Genomic DNA, 19,579 nt, shown 5'->3' on the forward strand with positions numbered 1-19,579 from the left:
CCGAGGCCTCCTCAACCGCGCCCGGACGCGGCGGGTGACCGGGCGCCTCCTTGCGGTGTGACACGCTCACGCGTCCCCCAAGGAGGTCCCCAGTTGTCAAGCACGTCCCCCTCGCCACGGACCCGGCGCCTGGTCGCGGCCGTCGCGGGCGCCGGGCTCGTCGCGATCATGATCCCGCCGGCTCACGCGGACCCGGCTCCCTCTCCTCCCGGCCGGGGGAAGTGGACGGTGACCCCGCTGACCGGCGGCGAGCCGATGCAGGGCGCCAGGTCCGAGACCGGCAGGATCGCCAGGAGCGACCAGGCGCTGCTGCGCTCCACCTCCGACGCGACCGTCAACGTGATGGTCAAACTCGACTACGACTCCTACGCCGCCTACCGGGGCGGGCTCGACGGCCTGCCCGCGACGAGCCCCGCCGAGACGGGAAGGGCCCTCGACGTCCGCGGCGCCGAGGCCAGGAGGTACACCGGGCACATCGAGCGGGTCGAGGACGACTTCCTGACCGCGCTGGCCAGGGAGGTCCCCGGTGCCAAGGCCGGACAGCGGCTGCGGACCGTCTACGGCGGGATCGCGCTGCGCATCCCGGCCAGTAAGGCGGCCCTGGTCGCCCGGCTCCCCGGGGTCGCCGCCGTGCAGGAGGACAAACCGGAGCAACTCCTGACCGACTCGAGCGCCTCCTTCATCGGGGCGCCCACGGTCTACGGCAGGCTCGGCGGCGCCTCCTCCTCGGGCAAGGGCGTCGTCGTCGGCGTCCTCGACTCCGGCGCCTGGCCGGAACACCCCCAGTTCGCCGACCCCGGCACGCTGCCCGCGGTGCCCCCTACCAAGGACGGGACTCCGCGTGCCTGCGCCTTCGGCGACAACCCGCTGACCCCGCGGACCGACCCGTTCACCTGCAACCGCAAGCTGATCGGCGGTGCGCCCTTCCTGGAGACCTACAACTCCGCCTATCCGGGGGAGACGTACCCGGACAGTGCCCGTGACTCGAACGGCCACGGCACGCACACCGCGACCACCGCCGCGGGCGGCCCGGTCTCCGGCGCCACCCTGCTCGGTGTCGACCGGGGCCCGCTGCACGGCGTCGCCCCCGCCGCGCACGTGTCGGTCTACAAGGTCTGCGGGCAGCAGGGCTGCTTCCCCTCCGACGCCGCGCAGGCCGTCGGCCGGGCGATCCTCGACGGCGTCCAGGTGATCAACTACTCCGTCTCGGGCGGCGCCTCCCCCTACAGCGACCCGGTCGAACTGGCCTTCCTCGACGCCTACGCGGCGGGAGTGTTCGTCGCGGCCTCCGCGGGCAACACGGGGCCGAAGGCGGGAACCGTCAACCACACAGGCCCGTGGGTGACCACGGTCGCGGCCTCGACGCAGAGCCGTACGTTCCAGTCGGCGATCACGCTGGCGGGCGCGGACGGGGCGAGCGCGACGCTGAAGGGCCTGTCCGTCACGACGGGTGTCGCCTCCCCGCTGCCGGTGGTGCTCGCCTCCGCGGCGCCGTACTCGAACGCCTCCTGCTCGGCGCCCGCGCCCGCGGGCCTGTTCACCGGGAAGATCGTCGCCTGTGACAGCGCGGGCGACCGGATTCTCAAGGGCCACAACGTACGGCAGGGCGGCGCCGCGGGCCTGATCGTCTACGACGCCAGGCCGCTTGACCCGATGGCCGACAACCACTGGCTCCCGGCGATCCACCTCGGCAAGCCGGAGGCCGACGCGATGCTGGCCTTCCTGTCCGCGAACCCGGGGGCGACCGCGACGTTCACCCAGGGTGCCAAGGCCGCCGCGCAGGGCGACGTGATGACCTTCTTCTCCTCGCGCGGCCCCGCCGGCGACTTCCTCAAGCCCGACGTCGGCGCGCCCGGCCTGCACATCCTGGCCGGGCAGACGCCGGTCCTGGAAAGCCCGTCCGGCGGCCCGCCCGGCAACCTGTACCAGGTCATGTCGGGCTCCTCGATGGCGGCGCCGCACGTGGCGGGCGCGGCGGCCCTGCTGTTCGCGCTGCACCCGGACTGGACGCCGGGGCAGGTCAAGTCGGCGCTGGTGACCACGGCGAAGACCACGGTCACCAAGCAGGACCGCCTCACCCCGGCCGACCCCTTCGACGTCGGCGGCGGCCGTGTCGACCTGACCAGGGCGGGCGATCCCGGCCTGACCCTGAGTGAGAGCGCGCGGAACTTCGCCGCCTCGGCGGCCGACGAGCTGAACCGCGTCGACCTGAACCTGCCCTCGGTGAACGCCCCGGTCATGCCGGGTGTCCTCACGGTCAGGCGGACGGTCACCAACGTCACGAACAGGACCCTCCTCTACCGGGCCACCGGCACGACGGTGAGCGGGGCGAGCGTCACGGTGCTGCCGCCGATCCTCAGCGTCGGGCCGGGCAGGAGCGCGAAGGTCAGCGTCGTGATCGCCGCGCCCGAGCTGCCGGACGGGCAGTACTTCGGCCGGGTGGACCTCAAGGAGATCGGCGGTAGCCGTGACCTGCACCTTCCCGTGGCGTTCCTCCGCAGGCAGGGGGCCGTCCCGGTCGAGCAGAACTGCGCTCCCTCGGTGATCCGGCGCGGCACCGAGGAGGCGACCTGCACGGTCACCGTGCGCAACGACACCTTCGACAAGACCGAGGTGACGGCGGTCAGCACGCTGGACGGCAAACTCAGGCTGAACGGCGTGACCGGCGCCGTCAAGATCGGCTCGCAGCTGGCGACGACCAGGGCGACCCTGGCCCCCAGGCAGCCCGACAGGCCGGACGTCGCGCCCGGCACCGGGCCCGCGCCGTACCTCCCGCTGGACGCCTTCGGGGTCAAGCCGACGCCGATCGGCGACGAGCAGGCGCTGAACTTCACCGTCCCGGCGTTCACCTACGCGGGAAGGACCTACACCAGGATCGGCGTCGTCTCCAACGGCTACACGGTCGCGGGCGGCACCTCGGATCCGGCCGACATCAGTCCCGTCCCGCAGTCGCTGCCCGACCCGGCGGCGCCGAACAACGTGATCGCCCCCTACTGGACCGATCTGGACGGCACCGACGCGCCCGGCGTCTACGTCGGCACGCTGGCCGACGGCCCCAGCAAGTGGCTGGTGATCGAATGGCGGCTCAAGGTCCGCGGCACCCCGGACACCAAGGTGTTCCAGCAGTGGGTCGGGCTCAACGGCACCGAGGACATCACCTACACCTACGATCCGGACAGACCGCCCGGCGCCCCGTCCGGGGACCTGGGCCTGACCGTGGGCGCGGAGAACGCCGACGGTACGGCGGGCGGCCGGATCTCGGGGCCGCCCACCGGGGACCTGCGGGTCACCAGTGTGCCCGGGGCCCCGGGCGGGAGCCTGACCTACACGTTGAAGGTCAGGGGGGTCAGCCCGGGAACCGGGACGGTGACGACGGGAACCTCGACACCGCAGGTCAAGGGCCTGACCGTCGAGACCGGCAAGGTGATCGTGCGATAGCGGTCCGGGTGGGGTCCGCACCGGGACCCCACCCGGAGAGGGTCAGCGGTGGAGGTAGTCGACGAGGTGGGCCCGCTCGGTCTCCAGCGTCTCGATGGAGCTCTTGACCACGTCGCCGATGCTGACGATCCCGGTGAGCCGCCCGTCGGTGACCACCGGGACGTGCCGGATGCGGTGTGTCGTCATGGTCTGGCGCAGGTCGTCGGCGTTGGCGTCCGGCGAGCAGGTACGGACCTCGGTGGTCATGATGGAGGAGACCGGGGCTCCCAGCACGCCGGGCCCGTGCTCGTGCAGCCGCCGTACGATGTCACGCTCGGACACGATGCCGACGATCGAGAAACCGTCCTCGGACACCACCGCGGCGCCGATGTTGTGCTCGGCGAGCAGCCCGAGCAGGTCTGTTACCGTCGCGTCGGGGCGGACGGTCGTCACCACGGAGCCCTTGGCCTGCAGAATCTTCCCAATCAGCATGGAAACCACCTCGGTTCGGCGTGGCTGGGGTATCCCTGGGTTTTGCCCTGGCCGGGTGCGCCCTAAGCATGAGCAGGGCGGCCCCTGCGACCGTTATGTCACACATGGTGGTGGGATGCGCGTCCCGCCCCAGATTAGTAACGTGTGAAATACCACAATCTCACCACGGGGAAACGATGACCGACAAGCTCAACACCGGCAGCCACGACCTACCGGTCTCCGAGGCCCTCGCCGCGTTCATGGGCACGGGCTGGGCCGACACCCACCGGGACGACCTGGCCGCGCTGCCGCAGGCCGCCTACACCGCCAAGCGCCGTGCCGCACTGGCCGCGCGCTTTCCGGGCGAGCGGCTGGTCATCCCGTCCGGCACGCTCAAGGTCCGCAGCAACGACACCGACTACCGGTTCAGGGCGCACAGCGCCTTCGCTTACCTGACCGGGGACCAGGAGCCGGACGACGTCCTGGTCGTCGAGCCCTCGGGGGCCGCGACCCTGTTCCTGCGTCCTCGTTCGCCGCGCTCGGCACCGGGACGGGCCGGGCAGGAGTTCTACCGCGACCGCCGCTACGGCGAGTTCTGGGTCGGCAGGCGCCCCGACCTGGCGGAGGCCGAGTCGCTCTACCTGATCGACTGCGCGCCGATCGATCGCCTCGGCGAAGCGCTCACCGGGCCCGCCAGGGTGCTGCGCGGGGTCGATGCCTCCGTCGACGCCCTGGTCTCCCCGCACGAGGGCGACGCGGAGCTTGAGACGTTCCTGTCCGAGATGCGGCTGATCAAGGACGAGTGGGAGGTCGCCGAGCTCCAGTTCTCCGTCGAGGCGACCGTCCGCGGCTTCGAGGACGTGGTCAGGGCGCTCCCCCAGGCGATGCGGCACCGGCGCGGCGAGCGCTACCTGGAGGGGGTCTTCGGGCTCCGCTCCCGTCTCGAAGGCAACGCCGTCGGCTACGACAGCATCGTGGCCTCCGGCGCGCACGCGTGCGTCCTGCACTGGATCCGCAACGACGGCGCCCTGAACGGCGACGACCTGCTCCTGCTGGACGCCGGCGTCGAGACCGACGCCCTCTACACCGCCGACATCACCAGGACCCTGCCGCTCTCCGGCCGCTTCAGCCCGGTCCAGCGGCAGGTCTACGAGCTGGTCCTGCAGGCGCAGGACGCGGCGATCTCCACCCTGCGCCCCGGCGCCAGGTTCCGTGACTTCCACATGGCGGCCATGCGGGTCATCGCCGAGGGGCTGCACGACTGGGGAGTGCTGAAGATCGGCGCCGACGAGGCCCTGGAACCCGGCAGCGGCCTGTACCGCCGCTACACGCTGTGCAGCAGCGGCCACATGCTCGGTATCGATCTGCACGACTGCGCCAAGGCCCGTGCCGAGACCTACCTGGACGGCGTGCTCGCGGAGGGGCAGGTGCTCACCGTCGAACCCGGCCTCTACCTCCAGCCCGACGACCTGACCCTTCCTCCCGAACTGCGCGGCATCGGCGTGCGCATCGAGGACGACCTCGTCATCACCGCCGACGGCGCCCGCCTGATGTCCTCCGGGCTGCCCCGCCGCCCGGACGAGATCGAGGAGTGGATGGCCGGGCTCCTCTCCTGACCCAGGCACCCACGACCCGCCGCCCGGACGGGCCCTAGTCTGGGCGGATGCCTGATTGCCTGGTGCTGGCCGGTCCGACCGACGAGATCTACTCCCCCGCCGCGCTGGACCTGCTCACCGAGGTGGAGCGGGAGCGGGCGGCGCGCTTCCTCAAGGAGGCCCACCGCCGCGACTTCGTGGCCGCCCACCTCCTGGTACGGCGCTGCGCCGCCCGGGTGACCGGAGTGCCCGAGGAGGAGCTGACGCTGCTGCAGCACTGCGACCGCTGTGGCCCGGGGCACGGCAGGCCGTCCCTGGCGGAGTTCCCCGAGCTCGGCGTCAGCCTCTCCCACACCGGGGGGTACGTGTGCGCGGCGGCGGGCCCGGGGCGGATCGGCGTCGACGCCGAGCGGGTGCCCGGGGGCCCGTTTGAGGAGTCCCTGGCGGCACAGGCGCTGTCCCCCGCAGAAAGGGCCCTGGTCGCCGACAACGAGTCGCTGATCCGTCTGTGGGTCCGCAAGGAGGCCCTCATCAAGCGCGGGGAGCTCGCCCTCGACGGCCTGCGCTCGGCCGACCTGTCCGCGCTTCCCCTCGACGGCGCCGGGGACGGACGGCGGCGCCTGGAGTGGGAGGGCAGGCACCTGCTGGAGTGGCGCACCGCCTCAGGCGTCACGGTCAGCGTCGTCACCGACCGCCCGGCCACGTTTGGCCTGTTCCCCGGGAGTCGGGTCGAGGAAGACCTGTGAGATGGCCGGGAAGCGTTCGGCGAGCGTGCGCTCGACCCGGTCCGCGGCGCGTTCGAGCGCGCCCGCCGTGCTCTCGTCGACGAAGTCCACCCGGGCGGCGACCATGATCTCATCGGGGCCCAGCATCATGGTCAGCAGCTCGACCACCGCCTCGACCTCGGGCATCGCGAGCAGTTCGGCCCTGATCTCCCGCTCGACCCGTGCCGGTGCCGACTGGCCGATCAGCAGGGAGGCGTTGGCGCGGATGAGGTTGAGCGCCACGCCCAGGAGCAGCAGGCCGATCACCACGGAGGCGGCGCCGTCCCACAGGGAGGATCCGGTCACCTGGTAGCCGAGCAGTCCGGCCGCGGCGATCAGCAGGCCGACCAGCGCGGCGGCGTCCTCGAAGACGACGGCCTTGAGCGCGGTGTCCGGGGTCCTGGCGACGTAGCGCCCCGGGCTGACCCGCAGTCTCCTGGCCTGCCCGCGCACCTGCGACAGGGCCTTGAGGAGGGAGATCCCCTCGACGACGAAGGCGATCGCCAGGACCAGGTAGGAGAGCCTCAGGTCGGCCAGTTCCTCGCCGTGGGCGATCTCGTGCACGCCATGGGTGATCGAGAACCCGGCTCCGCCGATGAGGGTGGCGAAGGCGGCCATGAGCGCCCAGAAGAAGCCCGCCATGCCGTACCCGAAGGGGTGGCGGGCGTCCGCGGGGCGTCCGGCCCTGCGCACCGCGATGAACAGCAGGACCTCGGTGACCGTGTCCGCGGCCGAGTGCGCGGCCTCGGACAGCATCGCCGAGGAGCCGCTGACCAGTCCCGCCACCAGCTTGGCCACGGCGATGGCGAGGTTGGCCAGCCCCGCGACGATCACCGTGCCGAGGCTCTCCTGCTTGTCCTCCACTCTTCACCTCCTCCCCGCCGTCCGGTCGTGACGCACGTCTCCTGCCCACCGTGGAATAGTTGAATCTTCACCTATGTTGACGGCAGAGAACGCTAGAAACCGTGCATATAACCCACAAGGGGTGAAACATGTCGCTCGTGCTCTCTCCCGAGGCCCAGGACCTGCTCTTCCGTGAGGCCCGTACGGCCAACACCTTCACCACGGAACCGGTGAGCGACGAACAGGTGCGAGCGATCTACGACCTGGTCAAGTACGCCCCCACCGCGATGAACCAGCAGCCGCTGCGAGTCGTCCTGGTGCGCTCGCCGCAGGCCCGGGAACGCCTGGTCCGCCTGATGGCGCCGGGCAACCAGGCCAAGACCGCGGCCGCCCCGCTGGTCGCCATCCTCGCCGCCGACCTCGACTTCCACGAGGAGCTGCCCAAGGTCTTCCCGCACCGGCCGCAGGCCAGGGACGCCTTCGCCGCCGACGAGGCGCTGCGCTCCCGCACCGCGACGTTCAACGCGGCGCTGCAGGTCGGCTACTTCATCCTGGGCGTACGCGCGGCGGGTCTCGCCGCGGGCCCGATGGCGGGCTACGACGCCGCCGGCGTCGACAAGGAGTTCCTCGACGAGGCCCACACCGTGCTGGCGGTCGTCAACATCGGCAGGCCCGGCCCTGACGCCTGGTTCGACCGCCTTCCCCGCCTGACCTACGAGGAGGTCGTAACCACCGTCTGAGGTAAGTTCTGCTCTATGAGCCAGGAGCGATCACGGCACGGCGGGCGAAACGGCCAACCCGTGGCGGCCTCCAGCACGACGAGCGAGGAACGGGTGATAGCAGCAGTGAACGACGAGGAGCCCCGCTGGCTCTCCACGATGGAGCAGCGGGCCTGGCGTGCTCATCTGGCCGCGCACAAACTACTTGAGCACCGCCTCGATCGTGACCTGCAGACCTTCGGGCTTTCGGTGAACGACTACGAGATCCTGGTCAACCTCTCGGAGAGCCCGGGCCACCGGATGCGCATGAGCGACCTCGCCGACGCCACGATCCAGTCCCGCAGCCGCCTGTCCCACCAGATCTCCCGGATGGAGGCAGCCGGACTGGTCGCCAGGGAGACCTGCGTCGACGACAGGCGCGGCACCTTCGCGGTGCTCACCGAGCACGGCTGGGCCACGATCCAGCAGGTCGCCCCGCATCACGTGGCCAGCGTACGGCAGCACTTCATCGACCTGCTGACCGACGACCAGCTGCGGGAGCTCGAAGCCGCCTACAGCCCGGTCGTGACCCACCTCAAGAGCCTGCGCTGAGTCCGTTCACCGGGTACGGCGCGCGCCGTACCCGGTGAACGGGTCACTTCTTCTTCTGGCCCTGCCGCTTCTCTCTGATCTTCATCGTGACCTCGATCGGGGAGCCCGCGAAGCCGAACTCCTCACGGATCCTGCGCTCGATGAACCGGCGGTAGGTCTCCTCAAGGAAGCCTGAGGTGAACAGCACGAACCTGGGCGGCTCGGTCGTCGCCTGGGTGGCGAAGAGGATCTTGGGCTGCTTGCCGCCCCTGACGGGGGGCGGGGTCGCCGCGACCAGCTCGGTGAGGAAGGCGTTGAGGCGGGCGGTCGGCACCCGGGTCGACCAGGACTCCAGCGCCTTCTCCAGAGCGGGGACGAGCCTGTCCACGTGCCAGCCGGTCTTGGCGGAGATGTTGACCCGCAGCGCCCACGGAACGCGGACGAGCTGACGGTCGATCTCCTTCTCCAGGTAGTAGCGGCGGTCCTCGTCGAGCAGGTCCCACTTGTTGAACGCCACGACCATGGCCCGCCCCGACTCGATCACCAGGGAGATGATCCGCAGGTCCTGCTCGGTCAGCGTCTCACTGGCGTCGATGAGCACGACCGCGATCTCGGAGCGCTCCAGGGCCGACCTGGTGCGCATGCTGGCGTAGAAGTCGGCGCCCTTCAGCTCGCGGTCACGCCTGCGGATGCCCGCGGTGTCCACGAAACGCCAGGTCTTGCCGCCCAGCTGGATCAGCTCGTCGACCGGATCGCGGGTGGTGCCCGCCATCGGGTCGACCAGGACGCGCTCCTCCCCCGCCAGCTTGTTCAGCAGCGAGGACTTGCCCACGTTCGGCTTGCCGAGCAGGGCCACCCTGCGCGGTCCCCGCTCCTCGCCGAAGCGCTGCGGCGGCGTCTCGGGCAGGCTGTCGAGGACCACGTCGAGCAGGTCACCGCTCGACCGGCCGTGCAGAGCCGAGACCGGGTGGGGCTCGCCCAGGCCGAGGGACCACAGCCCGGCGGCCTCAAGCTCCATCTGCTGGTTGTCGACCTTGTTCGCGGCGAGGATCACCGGCTTGCCCGAGGAGCGCAGCACGTGCCCGACGATCTCGTCGGCGTCGGTCACGCCGACCGTCGCGTCGACCACGAACAGGATCACGTCGGCCAGCTCCGCGGCCACCTGCGCCTGCTCGGCGATCCTCAGCGCCATACCGGTCGCGTCCGGGTCCCAGCCTCCGGTGTCGACGACCGTGAAGCGCCGTCCACGCCAGGTGGCGTCGTAGGTGACCCGGTCCCGGGTCACGCCCGGTACGTCCTCAACGACCGCCTCACGGCGGCCGATGATCCGGTTGACCAGCGTGGACTTGCCCACATTGGGGCGCCCGACCACGGCGACGACCGGCTGAGGACCGGCGTCCCGCCAGTCCTCCTCTGAGCCTTCCCCGGTACCTGAATCGACCGGCCCCGCGTCGATCCAGCCGCTGTCTTCTTCGAATTCCCCTGTCACGTCTTTTCCTTAATCAAACGCAGGATCTCGGCGACGACCTCGTCGAGGTTGAGCGCCGTTGTGTCGAGTTCTACGGCGTCGGCCGCCATCGCGAGCGGGTCCGCCTTGCGTGTGGAGTCCAGGGTGTCGCGCCTGGCCATCGCGGCCTTCTGCGCCTGCACCGTGGTGCCCGCCAGCTCCGCCGTACGGCGCAGCGCCCTGGCGTCGGCGCTCGCGGTCAGATAGATCTTGACCGGGGCGTCCGGGACGACGACCGTGCCGATGTCGCGGCCCTCGACGACGATGCCACCCTCGCCGATGATCTCACGCTGCTCGGCCACCAGCCTGCGCCGCACCTCGGGCACCGCGCTGACCGCGGAGACGGCCGCGGTGACCTCGGCGGTGCGGATGGGAGCCGCCACATCGGCGCCGTCCACGGCGACCGAGGGGGCGTCCGGGTCGGTGCCGAGCGTCAGCACCGGGCCGAGCGCCCTGGCGGCGATCGCCTCCTGGTCGGAGAGATCGACGCCCTGCTGGAGCATCCACCATGTGATCGCCCGGTACATCGCCCCGGTGTCGAGATAACGCAGCCCGAGCGCCCGCGCGACCCCGCGCGACGCGCTCGACTTGCCCGACCCCGAAGGACCGTCCATCGCGACGACCAGTCCGGTCACGACGCCTCTCCCTTGCAGCCCGCTTCAGTTGTCCGTACGAGGCTACCGGGAACGGCGAGGCGATCGCGCATCGGACGACCCGCGGCCGCCGTGAACGGGCCGCGGGGACCGCTTCTAGGGAAGCTGCCAGCCGCCCGCCCGCAACGCCTCCGACAGGGCCGGTACGGCCTCCGGCTGGACCTGCAGTTCGGCGGCGCCCAGGGGCAGCCCCGGGGTGTGCTCAAGGCGGACGTCCTCGATGTTGACACCCGCCGCCTCGGCCACCTGGAACAGCCGGGCCAGCTCTCCGGGGCGGTCGCCGATGACGACCTGGACGCTCGCGTAGGCACGCGCGGGACCGCCGTGCTTGCCGGGAATCCTGGTCGTGCCCACCACACCGCGGCGCAGCAGGCCGGTGACGCCGTCCATGCCGGCGTTCCCGTCCGCCGGGGCTGCGGCGGCGCGCAGCGCGGCGGCGGCGGTGGCCAGATCGTCCGCGATCGCCTCGAGCACGTCGGCGACCGGCAGCGCGTTGCCCGACAGGATGCCGGTCCACAGCGCCGGGTCCCCCGCCGCGATGCGGGTGACGTCACGGACCCCCTGACCGGCCAGGCCGAGCGCGGTCCCGGAGGCCTCGGCGAGCCTGGCGGCCACCGCGGAGGCGGCCACGTGCGGGGCGTGCGAGACGACCGCGACGGCCCTGTCGTGCTCGTCCGCGCCGACCTCGACGGCCTCGCCGCCGCAGAGCTTGATCAGGCCGCGCAGAGCCTCGACCGCGTCGGGCGAGGTCTCCTCCGTCGGGCACAGCGCCCACGGCCTGCCCAGGAACAGGTCGGCCCTGGCCGCCGCCGGGCCCGAGCGCTCCCTGCCCGCCAGGGGGTGCCCCGGCGCGTAGGTGCTCAGGTCGCAGCCGAGCGCCGCCGCTCCCTCGATCGGCAGCCGCTTGACGCTGGCCACGTCGGTGTAGAAGCGCGCCGCGCCCTCCCGCTGCAGACGGGCGATCTGGTCGGCGACGAGGTGCGGCGGGACCGCGACGACCGCGAGCCCGACCCGCCGCCCGTCCCACTCGACGCCCGCGCCGAGTTCCCGCGCCAGCCGTACGGCTCCCGCGTCGCGGTCGGCCAGGTGGACGGGGACGTCGTGGCCGCGCAGGGCGAGGGCGACCGAGGTACCGATCAGGCCCGTGCCGACGACGAGGACGCTCTCAAGGCCGTTCACACGCACTCCTCCGGCGTGACGCTTGGACGGGGGTCACTGGGCGATGTCGACCCGCAGGGCCGCCGCGCCGTGCAGGTAGACATGGTGGATCTCCTGACGCGGCCGGTCGGTCTCCACGTGCGCCATCAGCCGTACGACGCGGGGCAGCGCGCCCGGGACGTCGATCTCCGAGGCGCAGATCAACGGGACGTCGTGAAAGCCGAGCTTGCGTGCCGCCAGGGCGGGGAACTCGGCGTTCAGGTCGGGCGTCGCGGTGAAGATCACACTGATCACGTCGTCGGTGGTGAGCCTGTTGCGTCCCATCACCTCCGTGACCAGCTCGGTCACCCCGGCCAGGATCGCGTCCCTGTCGTTCGCGTCGACCTGGACCGCCCCGCGGATCGCCCGCACCATCGTCGCTCCTTCGTGTCCTGAACGTGTATGTCGGGGAAGGTTACCGGCCTCGGGTCACAGACCCACGGCGGCGTAGAGTTCCCCGACCTCCTTGAGGGTCAGCGCGCGGATCGTCCCCGGCTTGAGCCTGCCGAGTTTGACCGGGCCGAACTCGATACGGGCCAGGTCGATGACCGGGTGCCCGACCTCCTCCAGCATGCGGCGGACGATGTGCTTGCGCCCCTCGTGCAGGACGATCTCCACCAGGGCCTGCTGGCCGTGCTCCTGGACGATGCTGAAGGAGTCGGCCTTGGCGATGCCGTCCTCAAGCTCGACGCCCTTCTTCAGGCGGTGGCCCAGGTCACGCTCGATCCTGCCCGGCACCTTCGCCCAGTACTTCTTCTGCACGCCGTAGCTGGGGTGGGTGAGCCGGTTGGCCAGTTCCCCGTCGTTGGTGAGCAGGATGAGGCCCTCGGTCTCGGTGTCGAGACGGCCCACGTGGAACAGCCGCTCGGTGCGGTCGGCCACGTAGTCGGCCAGCGAGGGGCGGCCGTCGGGGTCGGACATGGTGCTGACGACGCCGAGCGGCTTGTTGATGGCGAGGTAGACGAGGTCGGGCATCGTCGGCAGACGCTTGCCGTCCACGTGGATGACCTGCTTGGCGGGGTCGACCCTGGCGCCGAAACGGCGGACGGTCTGGCCGTCGACCGTCACCCTGCCCGCGCCGATCATCTCCTCGCACGCCCTGCGGCTTGCGACGCCCGCCTGGGCGAGGACCTTCTGCAGCCGCACACCGCCGGGGACCTCGGTGGTGTCGCGCTCGTCGACGTAGTCGGAGTCGTAGAAGTCGAAGTCGCGCTTGGGCTGGCGGGCGGTCTTGAACCGGTCGTTCTCGATCCCCCCGGGCCGCAGAGCGGGCTTCTGGCCCTGCCGGTCCTTCGCCGAGGCGCCCTTGGCGGGCGCGGGACGGCGCTCGCCGTAGGAGTCGGCCCGGCCACCGCCGATCGTACGGACCTCCGCGCCACGGCCGGTCTTGCCGTAACGACCTCGGGAACCGCCACCGCGGTTCTCCCTCGGACCGCCCTCCGGCCTGCCGTACCGGCCGCGCGAGCCGCCGCGCTCGTCGGAGAACCCACCACGGTCATCGCGACGGGGACCCTCGGAACGGAACCCACCCCGATCGTCACGACGCGGACCCTCAGAACGGAACCCACCCCGATCGTCACGACGCGGACCCTCGGAACGGAACCCACCCCGGTCATCGGAACGGAAACCGCCCCGGTCATCACGACGAGGGGAATCCTGCCGGAAACCGCCCTCCGGCCTGCCGTACCGGCCGCGTGAGCCGCCGCGCTCGTCGGACTGGAACCCGCCGCGTGACCCGCCGCGCTCCGCGCGGAAGCCGCCACGGTCCTCGGAGCGGAAGCCACCCCGATCATCGCGACGCGGGCCCTCGGAACGGAACCCGCCGCGATCGGCGCGGAAACCACCGCGATCGTCGCTCCGGGGACCGCCACGGGAGGCGCCTCGGGAGGCGTCCGGGCGGAAACCGCCCTGCGATCCGCCTCTGGAGTCGCCGCTCCCGCGGTAGCCGCCACCGCGCGGGGCGCCGCCACGGCCTCGACCGCGTCCATCACCGGACGGGGTACCACGCCTGCTGTTCACTGCTTCTGCTCCTCTAGGTTTTCCACGTCGTCTGGCAGGAAGGGCGCGAGTTCCGGAAGCTCTTCGAGCTCCCGCAGGCCCATCCGCTCAAGGAAATATGAAGTCGTCCGGTAGAGCAACGCCTGCCCCTCCGGATCGGTGCCGGCCTCTTCGACCAGCCCCCTGGCCACCAGCGTGCGCATGACGCCGTCGCTGTTGACCCCTCGGATGGCCGCCACCCTGGCCCGGCTGACCGGCTGGCGGTAGGCGACCACGGCCAGCGTCTCAAGCGCCGCCTGGGTGAGCCGCGCCTGCTGGCCGTCACGGACGAACCGTTCGACGAGGGCCGCGCATCCGGCCCGCGTGTAGAACCGCCAGCCGCCCGCGACCTCTCTCAGGTCAAAACCCCGGCCCTGGGCCGTGTATTCCGCCGCCAGCGCCCGAAGCGCGGCGGAGATCTCGGGAACGGGCCGTTCCAGCGCCTGGGCGAGGATCGTCTCGGCGACCGGCTCGTCGACCACGAGCAGGATCGCCTCAAGCCCGGCGCGCAGGCCGGGGCCGGACGCCTCATCGGTCATCGGAGGGCTCCTTACCCGCGCTCGCGTCGTAGTCGTCGGCGACGGTCACATCACCGTCGTCGCTGCCGGTCCAGGTCACATGCAGCTCGCCGAGGGGCTCGACCTGCTCGAAGGAGACCGCCGCCTCCCGGTAGAGCTCCAGGACGGCCAGGAAACGAGCGACAACCTCGAAGGTGCCCGTGCAGTCGGAGGTGAGAGCGCGGAAGGTCGCCCGGCGCATGCGCCGCAGCCGCTGGACAAGGATAGCCGCCTGTTCGCGGACATTGGCGAGCGGTTGGTAGATGTGGGCGACGGAGACCGCGGGGGGAACCCTGGGTGCGAAGGCGCGCCGGGCCAGCTCCGCCAGCCGTTCCGGGCCGACGCCGAGGACCAGCGTGGGCAGCAGGTTGGCGAACCTCGCCTCCATCGGCACGATCCTGGGGAAGCGCAGGGCCTCCTCCGCCATCCGGGAGGAGAAGACCTTCACGACCTCCTTGTAGGCGCGGTACTGCAGGAGACGGGCGAACAGCAGGTCCCTGGCCTCAAGGAGCGCGAGGTCCTCCTCGTCGTCGACCTCTCCCGAGGGCAGCAGCCTCGCCGCCTTGAGGTCGAGCAGGGTCGCGGCCACGAGGAGGAAGTGGCTCGTCTGGTCGAGGTCCCATTCGGGGCCCCTGGCCCGGATGTGGGCGATGAACTCGTCGGTGACCTTGCTGAGCGAGACCTCGGTGATGTCCAGCTTGTGCTTGGAGATCAGGCCGAGCAGCAGGTCGAAGGGACCCTCGAAGACCTCCAGGTGCACTCTGAAGGTGTCGTCGGCCGTCTGTGCCTGCTCGGTCATCCCGTCATTGTCCCGCACCGGGATCCCGGTCACCGCGGGTGAGGGGTGGTTACTCGGCGTTCCACCTGGCGAGGACCTCGCGGGCCAGCTCCCGGTAGGCGCTCGCGCCGAGTGAGGAGGGGTCGAAGCTGGTGATGGGCTCTCCGGCGACCGTGGCGTCGGGGAAGCGGACCGTCCGGTTGATCACCGTGTGGTAGACCTTCTCGTCGAACGCCTCGACCACCCGGGCGAGCACCTCACGGCCGTGCAGGGTGCGCGCGTCGTACATGGTGGCGAGCAGGCCCTCGATGACCAGGTCCTCGTTGATGCGCTGCTGGACCTTGATGATGGTGTCCATCAGCAGCGCGACACCACGCAGGGCGAAGAACTCGCACTCCAGCGGCACCATGACGCCGTGCGCGCAGGCCAGCGCGTTGATCGTGAGCAGACCCAGGGACGGCTGGCAGTCGATCAGGCAGACGTCGTACTCGGGCAGCAGGGGCTTGATCACCCTGCCGAGCACCTGCTCGCGGGCGACCTCGGTGACGAGCTGGACCTCGGCCGCCGACAGGTCGATGTTGCTCGGCAGCAGGTCCATGCCCTCGACGCCGGTCTCCATCAGCACGTCCCTGGCGGTGATCTGCGGCTCCATGAGGAGGTTGTAGACCGTCAGATCGAGCTGGTGGGGGTTGATGCCGAGGCCGACGGACAGGGCGCCCTGCGGGTCGAAGTCGACCAGCAGCACCCTCAGCCCGGCCTCGGCCAGCGCCGCGCCCAGGTTGATGGTCGTGGTCGTCTTGCCGACGCCGCCCTTCTGGTTGACCATGGCCACGACGCGCGCCGGTCCGTGCACCGTACGAGGGGATGGGTCGGGGAACACCGGGCGAGGCCGCCCGGTGGGGCCGAGAACGCCCCCGCTCCGGGGGGTGCCGGTGGTCTTGGTGTCCCCCCATGGATTCTCGGGGTTTCCAGGGGCCGTCCCCCGGCCAGAACCGTCGGTGGTCACAGTCACCAGTCGAACCTCCCTGACGGCCTCGAACCGGACCGTCCGGACGGACACTATGGCGTCAACACGTATGCGGCAAGGCGGCACGCCCGGACACGACAAAGGTCAATGCCGCACGCGCGGATGCGCGGCGGCACAGGCCTCACGGAGTTTGTCGACCGTGACCAGGGTGTACACCTGGGTGGTGGTCACCGAGGCGTGGCCGAGTAGTTCCTGAACCACCCTAACGTCCGCGCCCCCGTCCAGGAGGTGTGTTGCGAACGAATGTCGCAAGATATGGGGGGAGATTCCCGCCAGCCCTCCGCGTTCGGCCGCCGCCTGCAGCACCTCCCAGGCCCCCTGCCGGGTGAGCCTTCCGCCTCTGGCGTTGAGGAAGAGCCCCGAACCACCCCTGCCGTGGGCGGCGATGCCGGGACGGGCGCGGGTGAGGTAGACCCTGAGCGCCTCCCTGGCGAAACGGCCGAGTGGCACCAAACGGGAGTGTCCGTCCTTGCCTCGCAGCCTCACCCGCTGGCTGGCCGGGCTCAGGTCGACGTCCTCGACCGCGAGCCCGACCGCCTCGGAGATGCGGGCGCCCGTGCCGTACAGCAGTTCGAGCAGCGCCCGGTTGCGCATCGTGAGCGGCGCCCCCTCCGGGCCCGAGGCCGCGATCAGACGCTCGACCTCGTCCACGCTGATCGCCTTGGGCAGGCGCCTGAGCTGGCGCGGCGGACGCACCCTGCGGGTGGGGTCGTGGTCGCACACGCCCTGACGCAGGGCGAAGCGGTGCAGACCCCGCACCGAGGAGACCGCGCGCGCCGTCGAGCTGTCCACGAGCGCCCGATGCTCCTCGTCTCCCTCCCGCAGCGCGGTGAGGAAGGCTGCGACGTCGGCCTCCGCGACCTCGCCGAAGGTGGCGCGGCCGCGGTTCCTCAGGTGTTCCAGGTATCGAAGGAGGTCACGACGGTAGGAGGCCAGGGTGTTGGCCGCCAGGCCCCGCTCCACCGCCAGGTGGGCGAGGTAGCTGGCCAGGACGACCTCCGTCTCGCTCAGGGCTCCTCCTGTCATGCCTCCGGTGCGTCGGCGGGCCGCAGCGAGGCGAAAGCATCCGCCGAAGCGGCGTATGCGGCGAGAATACCGGCCACGGCTTGGGAATTGTGGATCATTCCCGCCAGGGCACGGCGAACCGCGTCTGACAGGGGGATCCAGACCACCGGCATGTCGGACTCCTCGTGTCGTCCGACGAAGTCGAACTCCCCCTCGGGGATGAGGCTGAGGTCCCTGGCCAGGAAGATCCTGGTCCGCTCCCCCGTCATCCCGGGCGAGGTGAAGGCGTCGACCAGGGTGTGCCAGGTCCGTGCCCGGTAGCCCGCCTCCTCTGCCAGCTCCCTGGCTGCCGCCTCCTGCAGCGGCTCGTCCTCGACGTCCCGCAGGCCCGCGGGCAGTTCCCACAGCAGGTGCCCGGCCGCGTGGCGGTACTGCCTGAGCAGCAGCACACGGTCCTGGTCGTCGAGCGCGACCACCGCGACGGAGCCGGGATGGAGCGCGTAGTCACGGTTGACGACCTCTCCGTCCGGCATGACCACGGCGTCGGTCACCACGGTGATGACGCGCCCGCTGAAGTGCCTGACCGAGGAGACGACCTTCCACTCCTCGGGGACGTCCACGACGTCCCCGGCGTTCAGGGCCTTGACGGTGTCGCTCACTTGCTCCTGCCCGCCTTGGCCGCGGTGCCGCGGATGTCGGCGTAGGTCAGGGCCGCCCCGATCAAACCCTTGAACAGGGGGTGCGGGCGGGTGGGGCGGGAACGGAACTCGGGGTGCGCCTGGGTGCCGATGAAGAACGGGTGCACGTCGACGGGAAGCTCGGCGTACTCCACGAGACGGCCGTCCGGCGAGAGCCCGGAGAAGACCATGCCGATCTTCTCAAGCTGCTCGCGGTAGGAGTTGTTGACCTCGTAGCGGTGCCGGTGGCGCTCCTCGACCTTGGCCATGCCGTACAGCTGGCGGGCCAGGGAGCCCTCGGAGAGTTTGGCGGGGTACAGGCCGAGGCGCATGGTGCCGCCCATGTCGCGCTCGCCGGAGACGACGTCCTCCTGGTCGGCCATGGTCGAGATGACCGGGTGGGTGGTCTCGGGGTCGAACTCGGTGCTGCCCGCGTCCTCGACGCCCGCAAGGTTGCGGGCGGCCTCGATGACCATGCACTGCATGCCCAGGCAGATGCCGAGCAGCGGGATCTTGGTCTCTCTCGCGTGCCGTACGGCGCCCAGCTTGCCCTCGATGCCGCGCACACCGAATCCGCCGGGAATCAGCACACCGTCGACGCCGTCGAGCTCACGGGCCGCGCCCTCGGGGGTCTCGCAGTCGTCGCTCTTGACCCAGCGGATGTTGACGCGGGCGTCGTTGGCGAAGCCGCCCGCGCGCAGCGCCTCGGTGACCGACAGGTAGGCGTCGGGCAGGTCGATGTACTTGCCGACGAGGGCGATCGTGACCTCCTTCGCCGGGCGGTGCACCCGGCGAAGGAGCTGCTCCCACTCCTTCCAGTCGACGTCGCGGAAGGGCAGGCCGAGGCGGCGCACCACGTAGGCGTCCAGGCCCTCGGAGTGCAGCACCCTGGGGATGTCGTAGATGCTCGACGCGTCGACGGCGGAGACGACCGCGTCCTCGTCGACGTCGCACATGAGGCTGATCTTGCGCTTGAGGGAGTTGGTGATCGGCCGGTCGGAGCGGCACACGATCGCGTCGGGCTGGATGCCGATGCTGCGCAGCGCGGCGACCGAGTGCTGCGTCGGCTTGGTCTTCAGCTCGCCGCTCGGCCCGATGTACGGCAGCAGCGACACGTGCAGGAAGAAGACGTTGTCCCGGCCCACCTCGTGGCGGACCTGGCGGACCGCCTCAAGGAAGGGCAGCGACTCGATGTCGCCGACGGTGCCGCCGACCTCGGTGATGACCACGTCGACGTCGGGGCCCGCCATGGCCCGGATGCGGTCCTTGATCTCGTTGGTGATGTGCGGAATGACCTGGACGGTGTCGCCGAGGTACTCGCCACGGCGCTCCTTGGCGATGACGTTGGAGTAGACCTGGCCGGTGGTGACGTTGGCGGAGCCGTGCAGCTCGGTGTCGAGGAAGCGCTCGTAGTGGCCGACGTCGAGGTCGGTCTCGGCTCCGTCGTCGGTCACGAAGACCTCGCCGTGCTGGAACGGGTTCATCGTCCCGGGGTCCACGTTGAGGTAGGGGTCGAGCTTCTGCATGGTGACCCGCAGGCCCCGCAGCTTCAGGAGGCGGCCGAGGCTGGAGGCCGTCAGTCCCTTGCCGAGGCTGGAGGCGACGCCGCCGGTGACGAACAGATGCTTGGTGTGTGCGGCGCTGCGCAAGGAGTCTCCCGTGGTCGTCATAGATCAGTCGGCGCGTCCTGCTGACGGCCTACATGTCCACGGGCTCTCAGAATATCAAACGGTTCCCGTGATCGGCCCGTACATCCCCTGAC

Annotated in this window: 18 protein-coding genes; 5 read left to right on the forward strand and 13 right to left on the reverse strand. The window is 71.0% G+C overall.

The window, feature by feature from the left end; all coding sequences use genetic code 11:
* Positions 1 to 93 precede the first annotated feature (93 nt).
* Positions 94 to 3,438: a S8 family serine peptidase gene (locus tag ACFOYY_RS13120; protein WP_386189935.1), complete on the forward strand. Its 3,345-nt coding sequence runs from the start codon at positions 94 to 96 to the stop codon at positions 3,436 to 3,438.
* Positions 3,439 to 3,480: 42 nt separating this feature from the next.
* Here the strand turns inward: ACFOYY_RS13120 and ACFOYY_RS13125 are convergent, their stop codons facing one another.
* Positions 3,481 to 3,909, reverse strand: coding sequence for a CBS domain-containing protein (locus ACFOYY_RS13125; protein ID WP_352009109.1), 429 nt, complete (start codon positions 3,907 to 3,909; stop codon positions 3,481 to 3,483).
* A 176-nt stretch (positions 3,910 to 4,085) separates the two neighbouring features.
* Here ACFOYY_RS13125 and ACFOYY_RS13130 point away from each other — a divergent pair, with 176 nt between their 5' ends.
* Together ACFOYY_RS13130 and ACFOYY_RS13135 are read left to right on the forward strand one after the other, a co-directional pair.
* On the forward strand, positions 4,086 to 5,504 hold the full coding sequence (locus ACFOYY_RS13130) for an aminopeptidase P family protein (RefSeq protein WP_386189936.1): 1,419 nt from the start codon (positions 4,086 to 4,088) through the stop codon (positions 5,502 to 5,504).
* A 47-nt stretch (positions 5,505 to 5,551) separates the two neighbouring features.
* Positions 5,552 to 6,229: a 4'-phosphopantetheinyl transferase superfamily protein gene (locus tag ACFOYY_RS13135; protein WP_386189937.1), complete on the forward strand. Its 678-nt coding sequence runs from the start codon at positions 5,552 to 5,554 to the stop codon at positions 6,227 to 6,229.
* On the opposite strand, the gene ACFOYY_RS13140 is transcribed toward ACFOYY_RS13135, so the two are convergent.
* Positions 6,146 to 7,111, reverse strand: coding sequence for a cation diffusion facilitator family transporter (locus ACFOYY_RS13140; protein WP_352009106.1), 966 nt, complete (start codon positions 7,109 to 7,111; stop codon positions 6,146 to 6,148). The genes ACFOYY_RS13135 and ACFOYY_RS13140 overlap by 84 nt on opposite strands.
* A 128-nt stretch (positions 7,112 to 7,239) precedes the next feature.
* Here ACFOYY_RS13140 and ACFOYY_RS13145 point away from each other — a divergent pair, with 128 nt between their 5' ends.
* Both ACFOYY_RS13145 and ACFOYY_RS13150 read left to right on the forward strand, forming a co-directional pair.
* Complete coding sequence (locus tag ACFOYY_RS13145) at positions 7,240 to 7,830, forward strand: malonic semialdehyde reductase (RefSeq protein ID WP_352009105.1); 591 nt, start codon at positions 7,240 to 7,242, stop codon at positions 7,828 to 7,830.
* 15 nt (positions 7,831 to 7,845) lie between these two features.
* On the forward strand, positions 7,846 to 8,400 hold the full coding sequence (locus ACFOYY_RS13150; RefSeq protein ID WP_352009104.1) for a MarR family winged helix-turn-helix transcriptional regulator: 555 nt from the start codon (positions 7,846 to 7,848) through the stop codon (positions 8,398 to 8,400).
* Positions 8,401 to 8,443: 43 nt separating this feature from the next.
* Here ACFOYY_RS13150 and der read toward each other — a convergent pair whose 3' ends face one another.
* From der to ACFOYY_RS13205, 11 genes are all read right to left on the reverse strand, one after another.
* Complete coding sequence (gene der, locus ACFOYY_RS13155; protein WP_386189938.1) at positions 8,444 to 9,868, reverse strand: ribosome biogenesis GTPase Der; 1,425 nt, start codon at positions 9,866 to 9,868, stop codon at positions 8,444 to 8,446.
* Positions 9,865 to 10,500, reverse strand: a complete 636-nt coding sequence (cmk, locus tag ACFOYY_RS13160) for a (d)CMP kinase (protein WP_352009465.1) — start codon at positions 10,498 to 10,500, stop codon at positions 9,865 to 9,867. Before cmk ends, der begins: the two co-directional genes overlap by 4 nt.
* A 135-nt stretch (positions 10,501 to 10,635) precedes the next feature.
* Complete coding sequence (locus ACFOYY_RS13165; RefSeq protein ID WP_352009102.1) at positions 10,636 to 11,718, reverse strand: prephenate dehydrogenase; 1,083 nt, start codon at positions 11,716 to 11,718, stop codon at positions 10,636 to 10,638.
* A 33-nt stretch (positions 11,719 to 11,751) separates the two neighbouring features.
* The gene (gene aroH / locus ACFOYY_RS13170) at positions 11,752 to 12,111 is read right to left on the reverse strand and encodes a chorismate mutase (RefSeq protein ID WP_352009101.1); all 360 of its coding nucleotides are present in this window, start codon (positions 12,109 to 12,111) and stop codon (positions 11,752 to 11,754) included.
* Positions 12,112 to 12,165: 54 nt separating this feature from the next.
* Positions 12,166 to 13,755 carry a pseudouridine synthase gene (locus tag ACFOYY_RS13175; protein WP_386189939.1) on the reverse strand — a complete coding sequence of 530 codons (1,590 nt, stop codon included), beginning with the start codon at positions 13,753 to 13,755 and terminating at the stop codon, positions 12,166 to 12,168.
* Positions 13,752 to 14,312: an SMC-Scp complex subunit ScpB gene (gene scpB, locus ACFOYY_RS13180; RefSeq protein WP_352009099.1), complete on the reverse strand. Its 561-nt coding sequence runs from the start codon at positions 14,310 to 14,312 to the stop codon at positions 13,752 to 13,754. Before scpB ends, ACFOYY_RS13175 begins: the two co-directional genes overlap by 4 nt.
* On the reverse strand, positions 14,302 to 15,129 hold the full coding sequence (locus ACFOYY_RS13185; RefSeq protein ID WP_352009098.1) for a segregation and condensation protein A: 828 nt from the start codon (positions 15,127 to 15,129) through the stop codon (positions 14,302 to 14,304). The genes scpB and ACFOYY_RS13185 overlap by 11 nt, the downstream gene beginning before the upstream one ends.
* A 49-nt stretch (positions 15,130 to 15,178) precedes the next feature.
* On the reverse strand, positions 15,179 to 16,120 hold the full coding sequence (locus ACFOYY_RS13190; protein WP_352009097.1) for a ParA family protein: 942 nt from the start codon (positions 16,118 to 16,120) through the stop codon (positions 15,179 to 15,181).
* Positions 16,121 to 16,219: 99 nt separating this feature from the next.
* Entirely contained in the window at positions 16,220 to 17,161 is a 942-nt protein-coding gene (locus ACFOYY_RS13195) for a site-specific tyrosine recombinase XerD (RefSeq protein ID WP_386189940.1), read from the reverse strand.
* Positions 17,158 to 17,799 carry an NUDIX hydrolase gene (locus ACFOYY_RS13200; RefSeq protein WP_352009095.1) on the reverse strand — a complete coding sequence of 214 codons (642 nt, stop codon included), beginning with the start codon at positions 17,797 to 17,799 and terminating at the stop codon, positions 17,158 to 17,160. Before ACFOYY_RS13200 ends, ACFOYY_RS13195 begins: the two co-directional genes overlap by 4 nt.
* A complete protein-coding gene (locus tag ACFOYY_RS13205; RefSeq protein WP_352009094.1) occupies positions 17,796 to 19,466 on the reverse strand; it encodes a CTP synthase in 1,671 nt (556 codons plus the stop codon). Before ACFOYY_RS13205 ends, ACFOYY_RS13200 begins: the two co-directional genes overlap by 4 nt.
* Positions 19,467 to 19,579 lie beyond the last annotated feature (113 nt).

Origin of the sequence: Streptosporangium jomthongense (genome assembly GCF_042650425.1) — a bacterium.
In the GTDB taxonomy this organism is placed as follows: domain Bacteria; phylum Actinomycetota; class Actinomycetes; order Streptosporangiales; family Streptosporangiaceae; genus Streptosporangium.